The sequence below is a fragment of the Phocaeicola oris genome (genome assembly GCF_021295095.1).
Taxonomy (GTDB): Bacteria; Bacteroidota; Bacteroidia; order Bacteroidales; family Bacteroidaceae; genus Phocaeicola; species Phocaeicola oris.
Map to the genome: position 1 here is coordinate 116,517 of NZ_JAJLQX010000003.1, position 25,650 is coordinate 142,166.

A 25,650-nucleotide genomic window follows, 5' to 3' on the forward strand; every position below is an offset into this window, starting at 1 on the left:
ATGTTTGAATTTGGCATAAAAGACCTCATTGATATTTTGCTGGTAGCCTATATTCTGTACCAGACCTACCGATTAATGAAAGATTCCGGTTCTATCAATATCTTTACCGGTATTATGATATTGCTTGGAGTGTGGGTCATTGTGTCGCAAGTTCTGAACATGCGTCTGGTGGGTGCTATTTTAGACAAAGTAATCAGCGTCGGTGCTTTGGCACTTATTGTTCTCTTTCAGGAAGATATACGTCGGTTTCTTGTTCATTTGGGTTCTCATAAACGTATGGGCAGTCTGTTCCGCTATTTTTCCGGTAACAAAGGAGACAAAACCGACCGCTCAGCCATCATGCCTATTGTCATGGCCTGTCTGAGTATGAGCAAAGGTAAAGTAGGTGCCCTGATAGTTATAGAAAAAACGATGCCTTTGAATGACATTATCCGTACCGGCGATATTATCAATGCCAATATTAACCAACGTCTGATAGAGAACATCTTTTTTAAGAACAGTCCGTTGCATGATGGAGCCATGATTATCCGAAATAAACGAATAGAAGCTGCCGGCTGTATTCTACCGGTATCACACGATATGGACATTCCAAAAGAGTTAGGCTTGCGTCATCGTGCTGCAATGGGAATTTCTCAAGAGACAGACGCATTGGCTGTCATCGTTTCGGAAGAAACAGGTGGTATATCAGTAGCATACAAAGGACAATTCCATTTACGCCTCACCGCAGAGGAATTAGAACGTATGCTGACTAAAGAGAATTAATCCATCATCAAACTCATATAAGGCATATTCTTTCGGAACAGATATGCTGTCGCTTTTTCTATGGTAAACGGGAAACCAATCGGTTTATCCTGATGGCTATGCTTTACTTCCCCCGCACTTATTATATATATACCTTCATTCACAGGAATATCTTTATCCTCCGTAATATAAAACGAAAAGTTTTCTTTCGGATTGGCTTTCGCGTAAATTGCATAGGCTTTCTCTACATCAAGCAGCCGAGCCATTCCATACACTCCATCCGCATTTGCACTTGGTCTAATCCATAAGGCATTGAATATACGGAAGTGCATTGCAACACCTGCCAATAATGTGATCTTCACTTCTTCATTATCAAAAAGTAATTCTTTTATTAGTAAATCATTACCTTTATACACAGTCATAACCAATCCAACCGTTTCACTCTGTTGTTTTACTGTCAGAAGTAAACCTTTATCTAAAAATAAATCGGATATAATATCTTGAAAATCATTATATGAGTGTTGGATACAGCAAGGCCTACTCCGAAGAGCCCTATTCAAATAATTAAAAACATCCGGATTACATTTCGAACAAATCAAATGATATTTTTTGTTCCATTGATTCCGTTCATAATCAAACAGAAAAGAATCTAAACTCAATTTTTCTGTAGCAAACTTGAACACAGAAGCATACCCCGAAACCTGATAATAATGAAAAAGCCAGTCTTCTGCAGGAATCAATGTGGAGAAAAGCGCGTCATTCGCTCTTATCTTCCGGTGAGCCTCTGTAAGCAACCGACGCATGAACCCTTGCTTTCGATAATCCGGATGAGTACAAGCTCCGGAGACATAAGCTACTTTTATGGTCGCATTAAAAAAAGTCATATCATAAGGTATCATCTGCAAAGCGGAAACTACTCTCCCGTCCTTACGTATATCCACATTGATATCATCGGAATAACGACGACTGAAATACAAATCAATGAATTCCTCAGGATCGTTAAAGCACGTCTTCCAGAGCTCCCTTATTTCACTTTTTGTGGTCATTATACTCAGCAATAAATTTCTCTAAAAGAATAGTTGGTTGATACGATAGTTTAGCTTTTCGCAAACCATCTATTCCTAAATCCTCTTCCCTATTAATATAGGTATACTGTTCGGCTATATGATTAGCATATTCATAATTAATCATCGCATAAGAACCTTCTATATCGGTATCCGCCTTTTCAACACATGTATCCCATGTATTATAATTAATAGCTGCCCCATAAGTGAAAGCGCAAATTTTGCCACCCACATGAAGTACTCCGCCCGTAATATCCAACTCTTTAATATGCTTCAAGGCATAAGTCATGGAACATCGTTCTTCTAATAACGCGTCCCGTTCTTTTCCAGAGCTTTCAGTATACCACTCCGATTCTAAACGGAGACATTCAGGAACCAGTTCCGGAGTCAGTTCTATATACTCATAATCCGGATACGTCCGTTTAAACTTATTCACATGATTACGTTTAGGCTGATATTTCTTCCCTTTCAGAGTCGCCAGATCTTCTCGTAAATATATATAATCAAAGAAATCTCTATCTTCTGTGAAAGTAAACTTATCCGGCATAGCTTCTTCCAAATCAGTTCTCATATTCTCACAAACACCATGTAAACGTAATGGAGCACCCAACGACTCGGAATCAGCAACCATTGCCTCTAATACAGGACGCAGATTACCATTACCTACCGGAAGCATATAAACAAGACGCTTTCCCGAATAGAAACGAAACAGGAGATAATCATTCATCACAGCATACTGAGTCTTATAAACAAAAATCCAACTGCAAAGATTCGCGAACAGAAGATCGCAGTTCCTACGTGTACTGTTTAAAGTAAAATGTTGGATTATATCTTTATCCGCAAGCGTTACAGCTTTAAAGTTTAACATGATACAAAGAGTTAAATATGGGCACAAAATTAATAAAAGTTTTTCGCTGTATCGAATACTCACATAAATAAAAAATAATATTCATTTTGCAAGGTCTATATGACAATTTTGACTATTTTTGTAGTCAATAAAAACGATTACATCAGTAAATATAATATTATCATGGATTTATTTACAAGACTTATTGATCGCGCAAAAGCAAACAAACAGCGCATTGTTCTTCCGGAAGGTACTGAAGAACGTACTTTGAAAGCAGCCGACCGTGCATTGGCTGATGGTATAGCAGACCTGATCATTATTGGTAATGAAGCTGAGATTAAAGGTTTGGCAAATGAATGGGGATTAAAAAACATTGATAAAGCAATCGTCCTTGATCCCGCTACCAATCCTAAGAAAGAAGAATACGCTCAACTGTTAGCCGAACTTCGTAAGAAAAAAGGTATGACCATGGAAGAAGCTCGCGAGAAGATGCTTGACCCGCTCTACTTAGGATGTATGATTATTAAAACCGGTGGTGCCGATGGACAATTGGCAGGTGCACGTAACACAACCGGTAATGTGCTTCGTCCTGCATTACAAATTATTAAGACTGCTCCCTGCATCACATGCGTTTCCGGAGGCATGATTTTGGTTACAGAAGCTACAGAATACGGTGATAATGGCGTCGTTGTTATAGGTGACGTAGCTGTTACCCCTGTTCCTGAAACAAACCAATTGGCTCAAATCGCTATATGTACAGCTCAAACGGCAAAGAATATCGCCGGTATTGAACCACGCGTAGCTATGTTGAGCTTCTCAACAAAAGGTTCTGCCAAACATGAAGTTGTAGATAAAGTGGTTGAAGCTTTAAGTATGGCCAAACAAATGGACCCTAATTTACTTATTGACGGTGAATTACAGGCCGACGCAGCTTTAGTTCCAAAAGTAGGCGCGACAAAAGCTCCGAATTCTCCTGTAGCCGGTAAAGCAAATGTTTTAATTGCGCCATGTCTGGAAGTTGGAAACATAGCTTATAAGCTGGTTGAACGTTTAGGTCATGCAACTGCCGTTGGTCCTATCCTTCAGGGTATTGCGCGTCCGGTAAACGACCTGTCTCGTGGTTGCTCTGTAGACGATATATATAAAATGATTGCCATTACAGCCAATCAAGCAATTGCTGCTAAAGAAAACAAATAATAACCATATAGATGAAAGAGCCGGATGTATCCGATTCCTATCATCTTTTTATAAAAAAGCGTATGAAAATTTTAGTTCTAAACTGCGGAAGCTCTTCTATCAAATATAAATTGTTTGATATGCCCGCAGGAAATGTAATTGCAAGTGGTGGCGTAGAAAAGCTTGGACTTCCGGGATCTTTCTTACAATTCAAGCTATCCAATGGAGAGAAGAAAACATTAGAGAAAGAGATGGCTGAACATACCGCCGGTATTGAATTCATTCTTGAAACTTTGGTCAATCCGGAATATGGCGCAATCAAATCATTAAATGAGATTGACGCTGTCGGTCATCGCATTGTCCATGGTGGCGAACATTTCAATCAATCTGTTTTGCTGACAGATGAGATATTGAAAGTCATTGAGTCGTGTAACGACTTAGCCCCGCTCCATAATCCGGCTAATCTGAAAGGTGTTGCCGCTGTAACGAAAGCATTACCAAAAGTTCCACAAGTAGGAGTCTTCGATACTGCATTCCATCAAACCATGCCTGATTATGCCTATCTCTATGCCATTCCTTATGATTTATATAAAAAGTATAGTATTCGCCGTTATGGATTCCATGGAACATCGCATCGTTACGTTTCACAACGTGCCTGTGAGTTCCTCGGTATCAAACCGGAAGGCACACGCATAATTACATGTCATATCGGTAATGGCGCTTCTATCGCTGCTATTAAGGATGGTAAATGTATAGATACTTCTATGGGACTTACCCCTTTGGAAGGTTGCGTGATGGGTACTCGTAGTGGAGACATCGACCCGGGAGCCGTTATTTATATGATGGAGAAACTTGGATTGGACGCAAAAGGCATCTCAAACTTACTGAACAAAGAATCCGGAATGTTGGGCATCACCGGCATCTCTTCTGATATGCGTGAAATTGAAGACGCTATTGCACAAGGCAATCAACGAGCTGTCTTAGCAGAACAAATCTATTTCTACCGTATACGTAAATACATTGGCGCGTATGCTGCTGCGTTAGGTGGTGTAGATGTCCTTGCTTTTGCCGGTGGTGTTGGTGAAAACCAGTGGGATTCTCGTGAATACAGTTGCGAAGGCATGGAATTCTTAGGCATTAAACTTGACAAAGAATTCAACCGGACCATTCATCGGGGAACTTTGAAAGAATGTATTGTTTCAACTCCCGATTCAAAAACCAAGATTGTTGTTATCCCTACCGACGAGGAACTGATGATTGCAACAGACACAAAGAATATCTTAGAGAACAAATAATTGTTCCTTAACAAAATAAGATGAGGGTGTATCTATGATGATATGCTCTCATTTTATTTTCGTCAAAAGATACGTCGCGACATATTTGAACGGTGCTTTATTATTTCCAGACAAGTTCTCAGGTCCATGAGTGTCTTTTTAGAATCCACTGCTTTCAGGACAGTATAATAATCAGTCTTTTTGTTGTTGACTATCTATCCTTTTCTATCTATTTTAACGTGAGTTCGACGAATTCAAAATAATGTAAGCCGCATATCTCCGCAGCTTCTTAAACAGACACGCAAATCTTTGAAGAAATCAATGGTACGCGGCTACTACCCCGATACGTAGGAACAAAGAAAGTGGCCATATATGTTGCCGTATTCATCAAAAGAATTTTTCGTTTCACAGATGTGATACATTCGTTTCACAGATGTGATACATTCGTTTCACAGATGTGATACACTTGTTTCACTGATGTGAGTCACTTGTTTCACCTATGTGAAACAAGTAGATTATACGTATGAGTTGAGTGATTCATACGGTTCTCTTTTACTAATCTCTTTATGACAATTTTAAAGAACCTGATAAAAAGAGAAAAACATCGTTTTAAACATACTATAAGGTCGTATTCCATCTTTGTAGATTTCTACATAGGCTTCCTGTTATTTCATCGAATTCACGTAATTTTAAAATGCCACAACGCAATTTGCTCCTTTTACTCCCTATCATAGCTTGGGATTTATCATATTGCTACAATAATTTACTGTTGACATGATTCTAAATACAGAAATCTGTCGGGTAATATAATATTATGAAATAATGTACATAGTACCATGAGTCAATATTTTATATCAGACACATCGAAAAGACCGCTTTGGAAAGAAGCCATAGTGAACCTCTCACATTTATTTAATTTACCATCAAGAGATAAAAAAAGTGACGCGCACGAATCGATTGACTCATACGCATCACCGGATAAATACTTCTGATATATTTTCATAAATTCATGGGCATCATCCTGTCATTTAGTTTTGACACCTTCTATTTTGTGTTTAAATAACGAACTTATGATAATTGAGACTTAATTGTATTTAACCAAGCGTCTATTCGAGCACCTGTTTTATCCGGCTCATTCACTTCATCCAGTGCCAAACCGACAAACATATCATCAACTACAGCTTCAGAATCATCGTATGTATATCCGGCAGTCGGGACTTGACCAATAACTTTTGCTCCACTCTCCTTTATTATATTATAAAGCTCACCCATTCCGCCACAGAAAGTGTCAGAATAATCACTTGAATCCCCACAACCAAAAAGAGCTACGGTTTTATCTTTCAAATCAGCAGACGCTAATATTTTAACTCCATCATACCAATCATCCTGTAGTTCCCCAACACCCCATGTGGAAGTACCGAGAAGTAAATTCTGATAACCATTTAGTTGTTCAGCGTTAAGTTTGGCTACATCAATTATATCAGAAGAATCCAAACCCAACTCTTTACCAATCCGAGCAGCAAGTTCCTGACAAGTACCCGTTGAAGAACCATAAATAATACATGTTTTATTCATACTTTCTATTCCTTTAATATTAGTCTGTTTATTGATTACAAAATTAGATGAAAACCGAAAGCCACTCAATACCTAAAAATAATGATTTAAATAAAACGTATTGCTCTCTAATGAAAACAAGGAACTACGCCGGTTACATTAGCAATATTTTTACATAACCAATTATTAATAGGCAGCATCTGATGAATAATCCTTAACTACAAATCGGTAGGTGCCTGAACCAACAGTCAATCGTAGTTTTGAATCGAATTGATCTACATTTATATCTTTCTTTTGAGAAACAGGCTCACCAAAATCAGTAACATTTGTTATATCTTTCGTTGGAAGAACAATCTTTGCGTTAGAATTTGCAGGGATTGTTACATCCAAAATATAATCAGCCCCTTTCAACTCCCATTTACACAAAATTGTTCCATAGGATGATTCGTATGATGTTGTAACAGTTGTGACATCTCCTACTACTGACGGATTAATTAACACTTCGCTAAATGCCACCGACTCATCCGACTGTTTGATACCACCTAATCCGCTAAACAGCCATTCCATTAAATGCCCTAACATAAAGTGGTTATTGGATACAAATCCATAAGCCTGCCACGATTCTGTCAATGCCGTAGCTCCATGTGCCAACTGCCAACCATATCCCGGAACATCGTATTTGCAGTTCATATCATAGATAACATCCGATCGACCATATTTTTGCAATATTTGAAGAACATAGCGATAACCTACATCCCCTGCGGTCAGTGCGTTGTTTCTTCCTTGAATATCCTCAACCAGATTATGAAGTATATTACCGGCATATTCTTTATCCACAAGTCCGACAAATAAAGGCATCGCATTAGCGGTCTGACTATTTCGATCTATTTTCTTTGTTTGTTGATCAAAATAATGATTATTGAACGACTGCTTAATTTTTACAGCCAAAGCAGCATACTCAGAAGCATCGCTTGCATTACCCAGTACTGTTGCTATCTTCTGCATGATAGTTACATCATAATAATATACTGCCGTAGCTGTAACACCATTCGATGTCAACTGAGAATATCCCGGGTCTTTCGGTCCAATATCAAACCAATCACCTAATCCATAAGCAATGATATGATCATTTGCTTTTGAGGAAAGATAATCTATATAACGCTTCATTGAAGGATAAAAATTCTCAAAATTACTTTTATCCCCGTAGAACTTATAGGCATACCATGCAGAAATAATAAACGCGCTGCCCCATTCCGGAGTATCCTCGAATCCATTGGCAAAACGAACATACTCGGGAGCAATGGTAGGAATACAACCATCTGCACGCTGTGATGTATTCATATCGTTCTCCAACTTCTCATATAAACGAGACATATTATACCTATATAATAAGGAATACATCATTAAATGATCTTGCTCCAGCCAACCCAATTTCTCTCTATGAGGGCAATCAGTCAGAACACTTGACATGTTACTTCGCATCGCCCAATCAATTAAAGTATAAATCCGGTTGAACAAAGGCTTGGAACAATAGAATGAACCCGCTTCCGGAGCAGAATTACAAGTATGCAAACTTGCTAAAGCTATTATCTCCGGCTGGTTACATGTATTTTCTTTTCCTACGGGAACAGCACCCTCCACCTGAACATACCTAAATCCATAATACGTAAACTGAGGTTGCCAAGTCTCTTCTTTTCCACCCTTCGTCTTATAAAGGAAATAGTACGGCTGTCCTGTTGCGCTCTGATTAACGGTACTATCCGGATTCAGAAGTTCGGCCGGACGAAGCAATATGTTTTTTGAATCAGCCGACTTTACTGTCAATCTCACAATTCCTGACAGGTTCTGACCAAAATCATAAACCCAGCCTTTTGTATTCTTGAATACTCTCACCGGTTGAAGAACAGAATGAATAGTAATAGGATTATCTTTTTCTGATTGCATCTTCGGATTATAATCTGTAATAACAACCGACTGCCACTTACTATCATCATAATTCACATCTTTCCAACCGGCTAACTCTTTCGTCGCGTCATAATCTTCACCTCCATAAATACTGGAGAAAGTAATCGGACTGTCGGTAGCTTTCCAAGACTTATCTGTTACAATATATGCAGTCGTACCATCGGAATATTCCAAGCGAAGCATCATCTTTAACTTAGGAGCTCCATAAGAAGTAATCAACTTATAATAACGATCGTTGGGTATGTTATAAAATCCATTACCCAACATCACTCCTAAAACATTCTCTCCATCCTTTAAGTTCTCAGTTACATTAAAAGGAACATATAAGACTTCCTTGTCAAACTTTGTCCATCCCGGATCCAAGAAATGATTTCCTACTTTCTTGCCATTGATAAAGAAATCAAACTGGCCTACTCCCGATACATAAGCAATGGCCTTAGCTAAAGACTTCTTCAAAGAGAACGTCCTCCGGAACTGAGGCAACTTATAATTCCCAAACTGTTGGCCGCCAAAACGCTTTTGGGCTTCACCGTTATCGTTTACCGGCGGAAGGAACTCGAAAGCCTTATTATCTTTCTGCAATGCAATCCATTTTGCATTTTGCCAGTCCGACTCTGAAAGGACACCCATTGAGAAAGAATAGATCTCACTCCAATTTGAAACCTTTCCGTTCTTATCCCATGTCCTAACCCTCCAATAATAAGTAATCATAGCATTCAACTTGTTTCCGGAATAAGGAACCAAAACAGACTGACGGCTAATCACCTTTCCACTATCCCACATATTAGCCATATCTATTTTCGAAGCATCATCAGCAACTTCTATCTGATAGGCTGACTGTACAAAGTTCCGCTCTTCAGAGAAATGTTTCCAACTAAAACGAGGATTCGAAGTTTCAACTCCAAGCGGAGCTTTATCTAATTCGCATGTCAAATCGTACACAGAAAATGACGACAAAACAAAAAACAAAAGTAAACAACAAGGAATACTCAAAAGGTAGTTCAATTTTATCATATAGTATTATATTTAATTGTATTCATCCAAAGATTACGTTTTAGCAAACTGCCAACCACCAACTTTCATTTGCAGTAACAGAAAACTCTCTTTCGTTGATTGAATTGCAAATTTAAAATAAGTCACGGGAAATACAAACACTCTCTTCGTCGATTTAATCTACTTGAACCATCTTCTTTTGCTTGTTTATTATATGAAGACTCTTCCCTGCACAACAGGAAACTACCTAAAAGTTGGTACAGTGCTCCTACACACAAGAAATAGGTACTTAAAAAACAAAAGAATACCTTTTCAAACGATATTCCATAAACAGATACCTATAAATCTGTATTCTCTATAATAGCACATTACTCCTTTTAGGTTAAATTATCAAATTACTTTAGGCTTTTTACTGCTGTTTTTACTTGTTTTTAGGTATTGATGCTATTTCTATTTCACCATACTTTTGCAATCGAAAATATAAACTATAAAAACAACAAAAAATTATGAATGCAAAGAAATACATGTCTATACTCGCTGTCGCACTGTGTTTGACAGCATGTAGTAAAAAAGATGATCCGGTTATCCCTGTAAAAAACAGCACAACAATTGATGCTTCTAAGTATGACCAGTGGACTTATATTAATCTTGAAACCGGTCAGACACAAACGTTACGCGATTTCAATAAATGGAATTACCTGACTAAAGGAAATGTTGTAGAAACAGCCGAGGCACAAGGTAGTGAATCGGATATTAAAATAAAATGGCACATTGCCATTCACCGTTACGATATAAAGACCAATAACGGACAAGCCGTTGCGACTACAGAGACAGAGATGGATAAAGTAACAACTATTCCTACAAGCGGGTATAAAGGTGATGAAACTTTTGAGAATAAGATAATCACTGATAGGTCAGGAATGTTCCAAGGGAAAATGGGCTATGCCGCTACTACCAAATTAAACGCCGTACTTTGTAGTTGGTTAACTGCAACTCCTACCCACACCATGCCTCCTTATACCTATTCGCCAACAAACTTAATCTATATTGTTAAGTTTATGGACGGCAGTTACGCCAAACTTAAATTTACCAATTACCAAAATGCGGAAGGAAAAGACGGACACGTTACATTCACTTCTGTTTATATGAGTAAGTAAGGAGGATTCAGATGAGAAAAATTCTTCGCATTCTATTTCTCATGCTGACAGTTGCTTCTACCTCTTTGTATGCCGTAGAAGACGATGGATATATAAAATATCAGCTTAAAGGTACGATTACAGATAACGAAGGTAATCCACTGCCGGGAGCATCTGTAGTTGTCGTCGGGACAACTATCGGCGCAGGAACAAATTCCTCCGGGGAATTCTCTATTCTATTGAAAGAGATCAAGAGTGTTGTATTGCGTATCTCGTTTATGGGATATGAGCCCGTTACACTCTCTGCCACCCCGGGAAATCCTGTTACCGTAAATATGGTTCCTGCCGAAAATCAGCTGAACGATGTTGTAGTCACAGGTAGCCGGATAGAGAAACCATTAAAAGAAGTCCCGGTACTGACTCGAGTCATCTCCCAAACCGATATTGAAGCATTGAATCCTCTAAATATTGAATCACTACTACAATATGAACTGCCAGGCTTGCAAATTGTTTATAACTCCATGAGTCAACTCCCTGAGATTAAATATCAGGGAGTTGATGGAGAATATATGCTGTTCCTTGTTGACGGAGAACGAGTTAGTGGTGAAGGAGCAGACCATAACGTTGATTTCTCCCGTTTCAACATTGATGACATCGAACGCATAGAAGTTATCAAAGGAGCACAATCAACGGTATATGGTTCAAATGCTTTGGGCGGAGTAATCAATATCATTACGAAAAGCGCCAAACGCCCGTTCACGGGAAACATCAGTACCCGATACGCAGGCAATAACGGGCAGAAGTATTCTGTATCAGCCGGTACAAAACAGAATAGATTCAGTTCTTTGTCAAGTATCACATACCGAATGAAAGATACCTATACGATTGGTGACAAAAAAGGAAAGACAATGAAAACGGTTTCTCCTGATGGCACAAAAGAAACCATAACAGACCCTTCCTCTACAACCATTTATGGATATCATATCTGGGATGCTTCACAGAAATTAGGATACGCTTTTACCGATAAGTTGAGCGGTGAAATAAAAGGAACATACTATCACAATAAACGAGATATCAGGGTAGGGAAAGTATTCCAAGATTACTTCATTGACTATACGCTAAACGGGAAATTGAAATATCTGATTGGAGAAAAACAGGTATTGACCGGTTCGTATGTCTTCGATAATTATAAAAAAGATAAAAACTATTTTGAAGCAGGTTTTACTCGCACCGACTACCGAAACAGACAACACATAGCCCGTTTAGATTATTCCGGAACCTTTGGGAAGCATACCATCAGTGCCGGTGGCGAAGGTAATTGGGAATACTTGAAACATTATATGCTAAAAGATAGTGCAAATGCCAGCATAAATACCTATGCCATGTATTTGCAAGAAGATTGGAAGATAACAGATCAGTTAAATCTGATTGCCGGTATCCGTTCCGATTATCACGAAAAGTATCATTGGCATGTAACTCCTAAAGTCTCTATGATGTATCGTCCTATTGAGATTCTGACATTACGTGCCGGCTACTCTCAGGGATTCCGTTCTCCTACCATCAAAGAGCTCTATGAGTATTATGATATGGGCGGAATGGGCTATTTCATGATTTATGGAAACAAAGATTTAAAACCGGAAACAAGTAATCAGTACTCTTTATCAGCCGAGGCAACTATTGGAGGATTCAATTTCTCTGTATCTGCCTCACATAACCGCTTTAAGAATAAAATCACCTTGGAAAATGTTGGTGACGGAACAAATGATTTACGATATATCAACGCAGATAATGCTAAAGCCACCTCTTTAGAAACTATTATTCGATATAAAATACCTATGGGATTGATTTTTACCGGTTCTTATGCTTATGTGGATGATCATGAAGAAGTTAATGGTAAAAATACATCATCTGTCCGGCCACATACCATCACATTTAATGCGATGTATTCACATAAATATGGGAAAATCGGTGCCAATTGCTCCTTGAACGGACAATGGGCTTCAGCATTAGACCACTACACTTTTACGAATAACCAAACATATCGTATGGTGCATTATAATGCAAGAACGATGTGCACCTTGAATATAGGCGCAACTTTCCCTCGTGGCATTGCTCTGAATGTTGGAGTTGATAACTTGTTCAATTACAAAGACAAAGCATCCGATAGTTCGCTGCAGTTGCCACAGAAAGGAATCAGTTTTATAGGAACTCTAAATATCAATATAGCAGATTTTTTAGGAATTTAATTTTTTATTGATTTAAAAAGATGAAGAAGAAACAAATCATCATCGGGAGCACCATATTAGTGCTCCTATTTGTACTTTTAGGAATATGGCATTTCTTTCTGAGCCCCACAAAAATAGCTTTTATGAATTTTCAAGTTATCAATCTTGAAGAAATATATAAGGCTAATAACAATTCATTTATAAAAGTTACCGAACTAAGTACGGATGAACTAAATAAGCTGACAAACTACGACATGGTGTTCATTAATGCCATGGGCATGCGTATCACTGCAGACCAGAGAGAAAAAATAAAAAAGGCAGGGGAAAAGATCCCAATCCTATCATCATTCGCAACCAATCCTGAGAACAGAATTGTTACGATTGATTCTATTCAAGGTGATACTATCAGAAAATATTTGGTTAATGGCGGACGAAAGAATTATAAGAACATGCTGAATTATGTTCGCAAGTATGTAGATAAGAAATTAATTTATGCTCCTACTCCCGAAGCCGTTATAGCAAAAGCAAATGATATGATTTACCATAAGGATCCTAAAAAGCCTGATGATGAAGAATTAGGATTCAACAGCATAAAAGAGTATAACAAGTTTCTTCAGAAGAACAATTTATTAAAAGAAGATGCTCCACAAATTGTACTAACCGGCATGATGGGCGAACCAACCGAATTGATTAAGAAGTTAGAAGAATTGGGAAACGTTGTCTACCCTGTCAGATTAGCAAAGAAATTTATTGAGAATCATCACATAGACTCTATTCACCCATCAGCAATCATTAATATGGCACACGGGCGTATGGGGGACTATATAGTTAATTATTTAAGTCAACAGAATATTCCACTGTTTGCTCCTCTGAATATCAATAGGTTGGTTGAAGATTGGGAGAGCGATAAGATGGGTATGAGTGGTGGATTTTTATCACAAAGCGTAGTTACTCCGGAGATAGACGGTTCCATCCGCCCTTACGTTCTATTTGGTCAATACTTAGATAAAGAAGGCATGCATCATGCTTTTGCTATTCCGGAAAGATTAGAAACTTTTGTTGAAACAATCAATCATTATATTCAATTACAACACAAGCCAAATAGCGAGAAGCGTATAGCAATCTATTATTATAAAGGTCCAGGACAAAATGCCATGACCGCTGCAGGAATGGAAGTTACTCCTTCGCTATATAATTTATTAGTCCGACTGAAGAATAATGGATATAATGTCAGTGGTTTGCCGGCATCAGCAAAAGAATTAGAAAAAATGATTCAAGAGCAGGGAGCCGTATTTGGTACTTATGCAGAAGGAGCAATGGACAAATTCATGAAGAATGCACATCCGGAATTGATTAACAAGGAACAATATAAAGGATGGGTGAAGAAAGTACTACGCCCCGATAAATACGCTGAAGTTGTCGCCACCTATGGAGAATTCCCCGGAGAATCAATGACTACTGACAATGGAGAATTAGGCATTGCGCGTTTGCAATTCGGCAATGTGGTATTACTTCCTCAAAATGCAGCAGCTAAAGGAGATAACGAATTTAAAGTAGTACATGGCGTTGACGCCGCATCACCTCATAATTATATAGCATCTTACTTATGGACACAATTTGGTTTCAAAGCAGACGCGCTGATTCACTTCGGTACCCATGGAAGTTTAGAATTTACTCCGAGGAAACAAGTTGCGTTAAGCAATGAAGACTGGCCTGACAGACTTGTTGGAACCATTCCTCATTATTATATTTACACAATTAGTAATGTTGGTGAGGGAATGATTGCCAAACGACGTTCTTATGCCGGATTACAATCATATCTCACTCCTCCATTCTTAGAGAGCAGTGTCAGAGGTATCTATCGGGAACTGATGGAAAAAATCAAGATCTATAATCATCTGATTGGTGTGAAGGCCGCAGATGAGGTTGACAACAAAGGGGCTAAAAAAGAAAAGATTGAAAACGATCTGAACAAAGCTTCTTTAGAAGTTAAAACTTACACTGTAAAATTAGGTATACATCGTGAATTGGAATTAGACAGTGTCATGTCAAAGCCGTACACGGAAGACGAAATCCTCAGAATAGAAAACTTTGCAGAAGAGCTGGCAACAGAGAAAATCACAGGTCAACTTTATACAATGGGTGTTCCGTACGAAGATATTCGCATTACAAGCAGTGTATACGCAATGGCTACGGAACCAATTGCATACAGTTTGATGGCACTGGATAAGATGCGCCACCGTGCAGATGAACAGACATTGAAACATAAAGCCGTATTCACACAGAAATATTTGAATCCGGCCCATGACTTAGTAACAAAGCTATTAACTAATCCGGCTTTAGGAAATGATGAGTTTATTTGTAAAGTTGCCGACATATCAATAGAAGAATTGGTAAAAGCCCATAAAGTTGAAAAAGCTCATAATATGACTCAAAATATGATGTCAGGAGGTATTATGAACGAAATGATGACAGGCAGTACAAAAATGCCGGATTCCATTAAACGAAAAATGAGCACTGCGCAAACTGAAAACAAACAGATGCCAAGTTCAATGAAGAAAATGGACGTCAATCAACAGAAGGGGAACATGCCTATAGATTCTTCCAAACAAATGCCTGACAATGCAAAAAGCAAAGGCATGGAAAGAATGATGGGAGATATGCCAAAGAAAAAGAAATATACTAAAGAAGAAACAGATCTTGCGTTAGCCATTGTTGAAATTGATCGTACCATTAAGAATGTTGGTAATTACAAAAGATTACTTCAAGAAAGTCCGGAAGATGAATTAGCATCTATGATCAATGCTTTAAATGGCGGATACACAAAACCTTCTCCAGGCGGCGATCCGATAGTCAATCCGAATACGCTTCCTACAGGAAGAAACTTATATGGCATAAACGCCGAAGCTACTCCAAGCGAATCGGCTTGGGAGAAAGGGAAACAATTAGCTGACAATACCATAGAGATATATAAGCGGAGACATAACGATAGTATCCCTCGTAAAGTAAGTTATACCCTTTGGAGTGGAGAATTCATAGAAACCGAAGGAGCAACAATTGCTCAAATACTCTATATGTTAGGTGTTGAACCTATTCGTGATGCTTTTGGGAGAGTAACTGATTTAAAACTCATTCCTTCAAAAGAATTAGGACGTCCACGTATTGATGTTGTCGTTCAAACAAGCGGGCAGTTGAGAGATTTAGCCGCATCTCGTTTATTTCTCATTAACCGAGCTGTGGAAATGGCAGCCAACGCAAAAGAAGATATATTCACCAACCAAGTTGCCGAAGGTGTTGTTGAATCAGAAAAGAAACTGATAGAGAATGGATTGACACCCAAAGATGCCCGCGAAATTTCAACTTATCGAGTATTCGGAGCTGCTAATGGTGGCTACGGAACGGGTATACAGGGTATGGTGATGAGCGGAGACCGTTGGGAAAATGAAAAAGAAATTGCCGATACCTATATTAATAATATGGGAGCATACTACGGGAGTGAAAAAAACTGGGAAGTATTCAGGAAATTTGCTTTCGAAGCGGCTCTTACCAGAACGGATGCTGTTATTCAACCGCGTCAAAGTAATACTTGGGGAGCTCTTAGTCTGGATCATGTTTATGAATTCATGGGAGGAATAAACTTAGCTGTCAGAAATGTGACAGGCAAAGATCCGGATGCCTACTTAAGTGACTATCGAAACAGAAATAACTTCAGAATGCAAGAAGTAAAAGAAGCTATTGGAGTAGAAAGTAGAACAACCATCTTCAACCCAACTTATATCAAAGAAAAGATGAAAGGCGATGCCGGTGGAGCAAGCACATTTGCGGAAATTATCCAAAACACTTATGGATGGAATGTGATGAAGCCAAAAGCAATTGATAAGGAAATGTGGGATGAAATTTATAATGTCTATGTAAAAGATAAATTTAATCTTGACGTTCAAAAATATTTCGAAGAAAAGAATCCGGCCGCATTAGAAGAAATGACAGCAGTAATGATGGAAACAATCAGAAAAGGCATGTGGAAAGCCAATGACCAACAAATAGCAGACATTGCAAAACTACATACCGACTTAGTTAACAAATATAAACCATCATGCTCAGGCTTTGTATGCGATAATGCAAAACTAAGAGAGTTCATCGCTTCAAAAACAAACGAGAATGTTGCTTCGGAATATAAAAAGAATATCCATGACATTCGTCAAGCGACAGCTAATGACAAAAAAGGTGTCGTAATGAAAAAAGAAGAACTTGCCGCATCATCCGACGAACAGGCAAACAATATCAATAGTACAATAGTCAGCATAGCTTTCATCGTTGTTGTCATCGGATTGATACTATTCGTTAAATATCGCCGTAGAAAAATGATGAAATAATGGAGACACTTGTGCTCATATTAATGACTATCGTTTGTTTCAACTTTTTGTTGAAACAAACTTATCGAAAGAAAAGGTCGGTCATAACAATCTCAATAGTTTCTGCCTTATTTGTCGGACTGATGTGGCCTTATGCCATTGAACAATCTAAGACACAAATTGCCGATTGGCTGGCCAACCAGTCTCTTATGCTTGATATCTCGGTCATACTTTGCATAGAAGTCATACTGCAAATATCGTTCTGCATACTGGCAATTCAGGTTCTGACAACCTATCCGATAAAGAAACGCATCTTCAACATTTATAGGTTTTTAAGATGGTTCCCGGGAATACTCATTTTCCCAATACTATTTAGCATACTTGTTGCTCTGATTTTCTCTTTCCCGGGAACTTCTTTCTCGCTTATTGCTTGGGGCTTAGCGGGTGTGATTTTAATACTCATACCGGTTGGAACATTATTTTTGAGATGGCTGCTTCCGGAAAAAGAAGTCCGATTAGAATTATTTTTCCTAACCAATACCCTGATAGCTATCTTAGGAATTGTAGCCACTGTTAATGGAAGAACAGCAGCAAAAGGTGTTAGTGAAATCAACTGGAAAGCATTCATCGGAATAATAATCATTTTAATCGTAGGAGCTCTACTGGGAATAATCTTTCGAAAAATAAAAATAAAGAAACTTTTAAATAAAGAAAAAATATGAACTATATTTCTAACGTATTATACTGGATTTCGACAGGCTTACTCGTTCCGGTTGTGGTGTTACTTATCATCTTTTTCATCCGGTCTATCCTATTGATAGGCAGTTTCTTTGGCCAATATATAACAGTCAAGAGAACAAATTCTATATTGAAAACGGCAATCAATAACATCAACGCAGACAATATTGAAAACCTAAAAGAACAGTTACCACAGAAAAATTCTTCTTTAGTAATTGAATACATTTCCAGAATATTAGAAGCGAAAAACAGCCGGACACACATCAACCGTTTATTATCAGAATATGAAATAGCGGCTGATAAGGACTTGTCTACTTCTAAAACCCTAATAAAGATGGGGCCTATGTTAGGACTTATGGGAACTTTAATCCCGATGGGACCTGCTTTGGTCGGATTGTCTACAGGTGATATTTCTTCTATGGCCTATAACATGCAGGTGGCATTTGCCACAACAGTCGTCGGATTGTTCTCCAGCGGTATAGGTTTTATGACCCAACAAGTAAAACAACGTTGGTATGTTCAAGATTTGTCAAATTTAGAATTCATTTCTGAACTTTTAAAAGAAAGGAATAACAATGAGAAAACACCTGTTGAATAAAGAAGAGGATAATGATCCGATGAGTGTGGTTAGCAATCTGTTTGATGTTGCCATGGTCTTTGCCGTTGCCTTAATGGTTGCGTTAGTCAGCCGGTACAATATGACTGAAATGTTCAGTAAAGAAGACTTTACTATGATTAAGAACCCGGGGAAAGAGAATATGGAGATTATCACCAAAGAAGGACAAAAAATCAATAAGTATACTCCATCTGAAGATCAAAACTCAAAAGAGGGAAAAAGAGGGAAAAAAATTGGTATTGCCTACGAACTGGATAACGGAGAAATCATCTATATCCCTGAATAAAAAACACTTTTCAGGTTTCTACGCATTACTATAAAAAGTCATACGCATGAACTGTTCAACTCATGCGGATGAATCAACCAACTCATGCGGATGACTTGAGCAATTGATGCGGATGAACCGAGCAACTCATACGCATGAACCATTCAACTCATACACATGAACTGATTTAATGCTTCTGATGATTAAAGAAACTCATACATATACCATCGCCGGATAATACACTTCAATTATAAAACTCATCAAATATCCTTTTCCTTCTGACATCATAAAAAGAGCGAGGATCAGCATTTCTGTTCCCCGCTTTCTATTCTGAAATAAATAAATCACTTGTTTATCTCTACAATGTGTGTCGGAGGCTCCGTCGCATTACGGATTTCTGTCTGCCTGACCACATTCTTAGCTAAATCGAAGAAAGCCATTCCCGTAATGCTATTCTCTTCGAGCGTGGCCGGAATACCTTCATCACCGCTCTCACATATACTTTGAACAATAGGAATCTGCCCCAACAAAGGAACATTCATCTGTTCGGCCAACTTCTTAACTCCTTCTTTTCCAAAGATATAATACTTATTCTGTGGTAATTCTGCCGGAGTAAACCATGCCATATTCTCTACCAAACCAAGTATAGGCACATTCACCTTATCTGTGGTGTACATGTGAATACCTTTCCGAGCATCGGCCAAAGCAACCTCTTGAGGGGTACTTACTATGACGGCTCCGGTTATGGCAAGTGTCTGAACTAATGTCAGATGAATATCACTTGTACCCGGAGGCGTGTCGATAACAAAGTAATCCAAATCACCCCAATCAGCATCACCAATGAGTTGTTTCAACGCATTACTTGCCATTCCGCCACGCCAGAGCGTAGGCTGATCTGGATCAACAAAGAACCCAATGGAAAGCATCTTTAGTCCATATTTCTCGATAGGAATAATCAAATCTCTACCGTCAATTTTCTCGGCATAAGGACGAGCATCCTCTACCTGAAACATCTTCGGCATAGAAGGACCGAAGATATCAGCGTCAAGCAAGCCAACTTTATAGCCCAACTTAGACAAAGCAACGGCCAAGTTAGCTGCGACAGTCGACTTTCCTACTCCGCCTTTACCGGAAGAAACTGCAATGATATTCTTTACTTGAGGAAGCATTTTACCGGGCTCCGGACGAGCAGCCTGCTTACTCTCAACGGTAATATCCACTTTTACGTCAGGCGAGATATAAGTATGAATAGCTGTCTCGGCAGACTTCAACATGGAAGCTTTAAAGGGATCTGTCATCTTCTCAAAAACCAAGGAGAAACTGACAGACATTCCATCAATACGCATATTATCAGCTATCATCTCGTTTTCCACCAACGTTTTACCATTGCCCGGATAACGGACGGTATTCAACGCGTCAAGAATTAATTTCGGATATAATGTCATTATATAAGTATTAATAAATAGATTCAACTAATGTGTATTCTACAATAACAGGAAATGATTTCCAAACCTTCTCCATGCTATAAACCGGTTTACAAGCAGTAGGAACAGTCAGTTTGCATGAATATAGAGGAACATCTTTAAAAACATTATCGCCGGCACACTTAGGAGGAAGAGCAGCATGTAAACGAATATTCGTGAGAGCAATACACTTGGAGAATGCTCTCCCCCCAATCTTCTTTAAAGAAGTAGGTAATTCAACTGTCTGCAAAGAAGAACAATCTCTGAAAGCCGAGCTGCCAATCTCTTTTACCGTAACGGGCAATGTAATAGAAGTTAGTGCTTTACACCCTTGAAAAGCATTATCTTGTACTTCCTCCAACGTATTGGGCAATGTAACTTGATTCAGACTGACGCAATCCTCGAAAGTGGAATCCCCCAATTTCTTAATAAAGGCACTCACTTTAGCCGTTGTCAAAGCTGCGCATTTCTCGAACACATGGCTCCCCATCTTCTTAACGGTGATAGGAATCTCTACTGAAATCAGCGCACTGCAATCCTTAAATGCATAGCTCGCAATATCATTTAAGGTATTAGGCAACGTAAACGAACTCAAACTCTTGCATCCTTCAAATGCACTTGTCCCTATAGATTGCAAAGAAGCCGACATTTCTATGGAAGCCATATTCTTACAGTTTTCGAATACACGATTTCCAATCTTTTTCACTCCCTTAGGAAGAGCGATGGCTTTCAAACTGGTACATCCCTTGAATGTAGAATTCTCCAATTCAGATAATGATGAGTTCAATGAAATCCCTTCTAAGCTGACACAATCGGAGAAAGCCTGACTGCCCAACTTCTTAACACCTGTAGGTAACTCAACAGCTTTCAAATTCTGACACTTATCGAACGCATGATTGCCAATCTCAGTCAAATTTTTAGGCAAATAGATGAATGGCAAACTTTTGCAACCTTCGAAAGCACTCTTATCAATCACTTTTGTAGCATCATGAAGTGTAACACTGCTTAGCTGCTCACAATCTTTGAACGCAGAGCTTTCGATAGTAGCCACCGGGCCATCAACCACTACGTGCTCTAATCTCTTACAGCCTTCGAACGCGCTTCTTCCAACTTTCGTTACCGAACTTGGAAGAAATACTTCTTTCAACTCTTCGCAATCATTAAAAGCATGGTCACCCACCATTAAGAATCCGTCAGGGAAAGTAACTTGTTCCAGTGCTCCACAATTGTTGAACGCACGTACACGAACCTCCTTAACGTTACTTGGTAAACTGACAGTCTTCAGTTGCTTGCAGCCATCGAACGCAGCCTCACCTATGGCGGTAATAGTATTAGGCAATACCACTGACTCCAGATTCTTAGCTCCGGAGAACAACTTATCAGGAAGAACATTCCGTTCTGTTTTGATAGCTTTATTTATCTTACTCTCAACAATAGACGCATCGGACAAATCAATATGACTCAACAGTACCTCTCCGGGATTCTTAGCCTTACCGCGAGTTGCAATATCTTTAATCAATGCTAAATCCACGCCATTTAACTCGCCGGAGATCTTCAAAGAAGAATAATGATACTTCGTGCTATCAGTTAAAGTTTTCGACAATATTCCAACAGAATCGACTTTAACAGCCAATTCCTGAGCAAATCCATAGAATGGCATCAAAGTCAAAAGCATAAATAAAAAACTCTTTCCCATAACTTGAATTAATTAAAATACTACTTACTTGTTCCCAAACTGCTTCTTTTATTTCTATTGTAACTACGATACTCATCCAATGGAATCTCCACATCCGGCTCTTTCAACACTCCCTCTTTCGGAAGGTGGAACTTAATATACTTGATATTCAATCCACGGTCAAGCCATTGTTGTTCATAATAAGTCCGAATACCCAAAATCTCATCCACCAAACCGGAGTGATACAAATCATCCGTGCAGACATCCACCTTCAGTTTATTCACCTCCATCATATATTTAGTATAGGTAAACATAAAGTTACTGTCTGTCTTCAAATGAATAATTCCATCGGGAACAAGAAATTTCCTATACCGTTCCATGAAATACGTAGAAGTGAGCCTTTTGGTCGCTCGTTTCATCTGTGGGTCAGAAAAGGTCAGCCACACCTCGCTAACCTCGTTCTCCCCGAAAAAGCGATCGATAATCTCAATATTTGTTCGGAGAAAAGCCACATTCTTCAATCCATCTTTCAGAGAATCCGTTGCTCCCGTCCACATACGAGCACCTTTTATATCCACACCTATGAAATTCTTATCGGGATACATTTCGGCCAAGCCTACCGAATACTCCCCCCTTCCACATCCCAGCTCTAACACAATAGGATGATCATTATGAAAGAACAAATCATTCCATTTTCCTTTCATCCGGAACGGCACATCATCCATTACGGAATAGGGGTATTCGAAGACGTGGGGATACGTCTTCATATCAGCAAATTTGGCAAGTTTTCCTTTTCCCATGTCGTGAATACAAAGTTATCAGAGCAAAGGTAAAGAATTTATTATAATAAGGACAAAAAATACACGGATTTTACACCTGACTTACGGCACATGTGATAAAGCAGTAGTGCCATCCGGTATGTAAAATCCGTGTAAACGGTCAATTATATATCCTAATTACTCCACAAAAGTTACCCAATGATGTATATCAGGTTCATCACCATACTGAATGCCACGCAACATATTATAAAGTTTCGTGCAGATAGGTCCCGGTTTACCATCCTTAGAGATTACAAACGATTGCTTCGTTTCCAAATCATCAATCTTACTGATTGGACTGATGACAGCTGCTGTACCACAAGCACCGGCTTCCTCGAATGTAGCCAACTCCTCTTCCGGAATCTGACGACGCTCAACTTTCATGCCTAAATCTTCAGCCAACTGCATTAAACTCTTATTCGTAATAGAAGGAAGAATAGACGTTGACTTTGGAGTAACATACGTATTGTTCTTAATACCGAAGAAGTTAGCCGCGCCGCACTCATCCATATATTTCTTCTCCTTTGCATCCAAATAGAACTCACAACTGTAGCCCAGCTCATGAGCAATGCTGTTGGCTTTCAAACTGGCAGCATAGTTACCACCGACTTTATAAATACCTGTTCCTAAAGGAGCAGAACGATCATAGTCACGAATAATGACATAAGGATTGGTTGCAAAACCACCCTTGAAATATGGACCTACCGGAGTAACAAAGATAACAAACATATAATCTGTTGACGGATGCACGCCAACCTGCGGACTGATACCAATCAGCAACGGACGAATATATAATGTAGCGCCACTCTCGTATGGAGGGATGAAACGTTCATTTGCCTTAACTACCATCTTGACTGCATCGACAAACATCTCTGTAGGAACCTCAGGCATTAATATGCCGCGACATGTACTCTGCAGACGAGCTGCATTCTCTTCCGGACGAAAGACACGAATCTTACCGTCTTTGCCACGATAAGCTTTTAATCCTTCGAAAGCTTCCTGACCATAGTGTAAACAAACGGCAGCCATGTGCAAATTAATGGTTTCTTCTGAACAGATTTCCAATTTGCCCCACTGCCCATTACGATAATAACAACGAACATTATAATCCGTTCTCATGTAACCAAAAGACAGATTTTTCCAATCAATTTCTTCCATTTTATTTATTATATTGTTTTTGTTTCGTCTTACTACAAAAGTAATGCTTTTATTTCTAAAACAAACATTCTGCTATTATTTTTTAATCTTTACTTTCTATTATCTCGTTTTCTTTCAACATCTTTTTTATTTCGTCATCAGTCTTATAGAGTCTGTCGCGACAAAACTTAATCAATTCCTGTGCTTCTTTCAAGTTAGTACTCAAATTGTCAATATCCAACTCACCATTATCAATTCTCGAAACGATCTCTTCCAACCGTTTCATCGCCTGTTCATAAGTTTGTTTCTTCTCCATATACTTTACTTTTTATTTTTCCATTCATAACAAGGGTTTCCAGTATATCTCCATCTTTCACTTCCGATGCATCTTTTACAACCTTCCCGTTCAATAAAGTAATACTATATCCCCGCTTCAGCATATATTCGGGTGATGCTGCCCTGATTTGTTGTTCTATCAGTTTTAACCGATGATCTTCCTTCTCCATGCAAGAATAGACGGACAATATCAACCGTTGTTTCAACAAATCCAACATATTCTTCTCTTTCATGAAACGTAACCGTACCACACCTTGCATCTGCTGAATCAATTCCTTCTGACGGAAAAGTTCATGCTCCAACCGTTTTGATATCTGATAAGGGATACGCTCAACCAGTCTGTTAAGCCGTTCTTTCTCATTACTCATCCTTTCAGCAACTAATTCTGTCAAAGATTGAACTTTGCTTTCCAGCTCTTCTGCCGTATCATGCAAATGATTGATAAGAAACTCAGCTGCTGCTGTCGGAGTTTTCACACGAGTATGCGACACACTGTCAAGCACTGTATCGTCACGTTCATGCCCGATACCGGTAATAATAGGCAAAGGGAACTGTGCCACATTCGCAGCCAAATCATAGGTATCGAATCCACTCAAGTCGGATGTAGCCCCTCCTCCACGAATAATGACCACTGCATCCCATTTCTCCATCTCATGATAGACTGCATTCAACGCAGCTATAATGGAACTTTCTACCTTATTACCCTGCATTACCGCCGGAAATAATTCGGGATAAAAGACATACCCGTAAGAGTTATTTTTTAACTGATTACAGAAATCTTCATATCCGGCTGCCGTAGCCGATGAGATAACTGCAATACGCTGAGCGAATAGTGGCAATTCCAATTCCTTATTCAAATTCAAAACCCCTTCTTCCTCCAGTTTCTTGAGAATCTCTCTTCGTCGTCGGGCCATGTCACCCAACGTATAAGTTGGATCAATATTCAATACCGTCAGCGAATAACCATATAATTCATGGAACTCCACCTGAACCTGAACAAGCACTTTTATTCCGGCACAAAACTTCTGCCCTGTCTCTTCTTCAAAATACGGCTTAAGCATATTATAGGTGTTCTTCCATATATTCCCTCGAGCCTTAGCCACTAACGCGGAACTCTTTTCATCCTTTTGAACGAATTCAACATAGCAGTGCCCCGTGTAATTGACACGCGCCTCACTCAGCTCCGCCTGAACCCAATAAGCATTCGGCAGACTTAACTCCAACGTCTGCTTTACCAAATTGTTCAATTCAAAGAGAGAGAGAACCTGTTCCATG

At 38.9% G+C, this 25,650-nt stretch carries 19 protein-coding genes; 9 read left to right on the forward strand and 10 right to left on the reverse strand.

The genetic code is table 11. The features are described from left to right. Window positions 1–762, forward strand: coding sequence for a diadenylate cyclase CdaA (cdaA, locus tag LO761_RS03035; RefSeq protein ID WP_272816847.1), 762 nt, complete (start codon window positions 1–3; stop codon window positions 760–762). Here the strand turns inward: cdaA and LO761_RS03040 are convergent. Both LO761_RS03040 and LO761_RS03045 read right to left on the reverse strand, forming a co-directional pair. After that, window positions 759–1,787, reverse strand: coding sequence for a GNAT family N-acetyltransferase (locus tag LO761_RS03040; protein ID WP_272816848.1), 1,029 nt, complete (start codon window positions 1,785–1,787; stop codon window positions 759–761). The genes cdaA and LO761_RS03040 overlap by 4 nt on opposite strands. Next, the gene (locus LO761_RS03045; RefSeq protein WP_272816849.1) at window positions 1,771–2,673 is read right to left on the reverse strand and encodes a DUF2156 domain-containing protein; all 903 of its coding nucleotides are present in this window, start codon (window positions 2,671–2,673) and stop codon (window positions 1,771–1,773) included. The genes LO761_RS03040 and LO761_RS03045 overlap by 17 nt, the downstream gene beginning before the upstream one ends. Before the next feature lie 162 nt (window positions 2,674–2,835). Here LO761_RS03045 and pta point away from each other — a divergent pair, with 162 nt between their 5' ends. Together pta and LO761_RS03055 are read left to right on the forward strand one after the other, a co-directional pair. Continuing rightward, window positions 2,836–3,849 (forward strand): phosphate acetyltransferase, encoded by a 1,014-nt coding sequence (gene pta, locus LO761_RS03050; RefSeq protein ID WP_272816850.1) that lies wholly within the window; start codon window positions 2,836–2,838, stop codon window positions 3,847–3,849. A gap of 62 nt (window positions 3,850–3,911) precedes the next feature. Continuing rightward, complete coding sequence (locus LO761_RS03055; protein WP_272816851.1) at window positions 3,912–5,123, forward strand: acetate kinase; 1,212 nt, start codon at window positions 3,912–3,914, stop codon at window positions 5,121–5,123. A gap of 1,047 nt (window positions 5,124–6,170) precedes the next feature. Here LO761_RS03055 and LO761_RS03060 read toward each other — a convergent pair. Further along, window positions 6,171–6,677, reverse strand: coding sequence for a flavodoxin (locus tag LO761_RS03060; RefSeq protein WP_272816852.1), 507 nt, complete (start codon window positions 6,675–6,677; stop codon window positions 6,171–6,173). Window positions 6,678–6,842: 165 nt separating this feature from the next. Continuing rightward, entirely contained in the window at window positions 6,843–9,635 is a 2,793-nt protein-coding gene (locus LO761_RS03065; RefSeq protein ID WP_272816853.1) for a family 78 glycoside hydrolase catalytic domain, read from the reverse strand. Between the two features lie 485 nt (window positions 9,636–10,120). On the opposite strand from LO761_RS03065, the gene LO761_RS03070 reads away from it, so the two are divergent. From LO761_RS03070 to LO761_RS03095, 6 genes are read left to right on the forward strand one after another with little or no spacing between them, the layout of a single operon-like run. Further along, window positions 10,121–10,771, forward strand: coding sequence for an HmuY family protein (locus LO761_RS03070; protein ID WP_272816854.1), 651 nt, complete (start codon window positions 10,121–10,123; stop codon window positions 10,769–10,771). An 11-nt stretch (window positions 10,772–10,782) separates the two neighbouring features. Then, complete coding sequence (locus LO761_RS03075) at window positions 10,783–12,996, forward strand: TonB-dependent receptor (RefSeq protein ID WP_272816855.1); 2,214 nt, start codon at window positions 10,783–10,785, stop codon at window positions 12,994–12,996. Window positions 12,997–13,016: 20 nt separating this feature from the next. After that, window positions 13,017–17,348, forward strand: a complete 4,332-nt coding sequence (locus LO761_RS03080; protein ID WP_272816856.1) for a cobaltochelatase subunit CobN — start codon at window positions 13,017–13,019, stop codon at window positions 17,346–17,348. Further along, window positions 17,348–18,049: a hypothetical protein gene (locus LO761_RS03085; RefSeq protein ID WP_272816857.1), complete on the forward strand. Its 702-nt coding sequence runs from the start codon at window positions 17,348–17,350 to the stop codon at window positions 18,047–18,049. The genes LO761_RS03080 and LO761_RS03085 overlap by 1 nt, the downstream gene beginning before the upstream one ends. After that, window positions 18,046–18,663, forward strand: coding sequence for a MotA/TolQ/ExbB proton channel family protein (locus LO761_RS03090; RefSeq protein WP_272816858.1), 618 nt, complete (start codon window positions 18,046–18,048; stop codon window positions 18,661–18,663). Before LO761_RS03085 ends, LO761_RS03090 begins: the two co-directional genes overlap by 4 nt. Beyond that, on the forward strand, window positions 18,641–18,967 hold the full coding sequence (locus LO761_RS03095; protein WP_272816859.1) for a DUF2149 domain-containing protein: 327 nt from the start codon (window positions 18,641–18,643) through the stop codon (window positions 18,965–18,967). The genes LO761_RS03090 and LO761_RS03095 overlap by 23 nt, the downstream gene beginning before the upstream one ends. A gap of 323 nt (window positions 18,968–19,290) precedes the next feature. On the opposite strand, the gene LO761_RS03100 is transcribed toward LO761_RS03095, so the two are convergent. The 6 genes from LO761_RS03100 to xseA form a co-directional block, all read right to left on the reverse strand. After that, window positions 19,291–20,391: an Mrp/NBP35 family ATP-binding protein gene (locus tag LO761_RS03100; protein WP_272816860.1), complete on the reverse strand. Its 1,101-nt coding sequence runs from the start codon at window positions 20,389–20,391 to the stop codon at window positions 19,291–19,293. Window positions 20,392–20,401: 10 nt separating this feature from the next. Next, on the reverse strand, window positions 20,402–22,105 hold the full coding sequence (locus tag LO761_RS03105; RefSeq protein WP_272816861.1) for a leucine-rich repeat domain-containing protein: 1,704 nt from the start codon (window positions 22,103–22,105) through the stop codon (window positions 20,402–20,404). 20 nt (window positions 22,106–22,125) lie between these two features. Further along, the gene (gene trmB / locus LO761_RS03110) at window positions 22,126–22,884 is read right to left on the reverse strand and encodes a tRNA (guanosine(46)-N7)-methyltransferase TrmB (protein ID WP_272816862.1); all 759 of its coding nucleotides are present in this window, start codon (window positions 22,882–22,884) and stop codon (window positions 22,126–22,128) included. A 156-nt stretch (window positions 22,885–23,040) separates the two neighbouring features. Continuing rightward, a complete protein-coding gene (locus LO761_RS03115; protein WP_272816895.1) occupies window positions 23,041–24,105 on the reverse strand; it encodes a branched-chain amino acid aminotransferase in 1,065 nt (354 codons plus the stop codon). Between the two features lie 37 nt (window positions 24,106–24,142). Then, the gene (gene xseB, locus LO761_RS03120; protein ID WP_272816863.1) at window positions 24,143–24,355 is read right to left on the reverse strand and encodes an exodeoxyribonuclease VII small subunit; all 213 of its coding nucleotides are present in this window, start codon (window positions 24,353–24,355) and stop codon (window positions 24,143–24,145) included. Beyond that, entirely contained in the window at window positions 24,333–25,649 is a 1,317-nt protein-coding gene (xseA, locus tag LO761_RS03125; protein ID WP_272816864.1) for an exodeoxyribonuclease VII large subunit, read from the reverse strand. The genes xseB and xseA overlap by 23 nt, the downstream gene beginning before the upstream one ends. Between the last annotated feature and the right edge of the window lies 1 nt (window position 25,650).

Excerpts from the sequence above, each read along its gene's own strand:
- LO761_RS03090 (WP_272816858.1), top strand. The coding sequence starts at position 18,046 with ATGAACTATATTTCTAACGTATTATACTGGATTTCGACAGGCTTACTC.
- LO761_RS03095 (WP_272816859.1), top strand. The coding sequence starts at position 18,641 with ATGAGAAAACACCTGTTGAATAAAGAAGAGGATAATGATCCGATGAGT.
- LO761_RS03105 (WP_272816861.1), bottom strand. The coding sequence starts at position 22,105 with ATGGGAAAGAGTTTTTTATTTATGCTTTTGACTTTGATGCCATTCTAT.
- LO761_RS03045 (WP_272816849.1), bottom strand. The coding sequence starts at position 2,673 with ATGTTAAACTTTAAAGCTGTAACGCTTGCGGATAAAGATATAATCCAA.
- LO761_RS03070 (WP_272816854.1), top strand. The coding sequence starts at position 10,121 with ATGAATGCAAAGAAATACATGTCTATACTCGCTGTCGCACTGTGTTTG.
- pta (WP_272816850.1), top strand. The coding sequence starts at position 2,836 with ATGGATTTATTTACAAGACTTATTGATCGCGCAAAAGCAAACAAACAG.
- LO761_RS03075 (WP_272816855.1), top strand. The coding sequence starts at position 10,783 with ATGAGAAAAATTCTTCGCATTCTATTTCTCATGCTGACAGTTGCTTCT.
- xseB (WP_272816863.1), bottom strand. The coding sequence starts at position 24,355 with ATGGAGAAGAAACAAACTTATGAACAGGCGATGAAACGGTTGGAAGAG.
- LO761_RS03040 (WP_272816848.1), bottom strand. The coding sequence starts at position 1,787 with ATGACCACAAAAAGTGAAATAAGGGAGCTCTGGAAGACGTGCTTTAAC.
- LO761_RS03080 (WP_272816856.1), top strand. The coding sequence starts at position 13,017 with ATGAAGAAGAAACAAATCATCATCGGGAGCACCATATTAGTGCTCCTA.
- LO761_RS03085 (WP_272816857.1), top strand. The coding sequence starts at position 17,348 with ATGGAGACACTTGTGCTCATATTAATGACTATCGTTTGTTTCAACTTT.
- trmB (WP_272816862.1), bottom strand. The coding sequence starts at position 22,884 with ATGGGAAAAGGAAAACTTGCCAAATTTGCTGATATGAAGACGTATCCC.
- LO761_RS03055 (WP_272816851.1), top strand. The coding sequence starts at position 3,912 with ATGAAAATTTTAGTTCTAAACTGCGGAAGCTCTTCTATCAAATATAAA.
- LO761_RS03065 (WP_272816853.1), bottom strand. The coding sequence starts at position 9,635 with ATGATAAAATTGAACTACCTTTTGAGTATTCCTTGTTGTTTACTTTTG.
- cdaA (WP_272816847.1), top strand. The coding sequence starts at position 1 with ATGTTTGAATTTGGCATAAAAGACCTCATTGATATTTTGCTGGTAGCC.
- xseA (WP_272816864.1), bottom strand. The coding sequence starts at position 25,649 with ATGGAACAGGTTCTCTCTCTCTTTGAATTGAACAATTTGGTAAAGCAG.
- LO761_RS03060 (WP_272816852.1), bottom strand. The coding sequence starts at position 6,677 with ATGAATAAAACATGTATTATTTATGGTTCTTCAACGGGTACTTGTCAG.
- LO761_RS03100 (WP_272816860.1), bottom strand. The coding sequence starts at position 20,391 with ATGACATTATATCCGAAATTAATTCTTGACGCGTTGAATACCGTCCGT.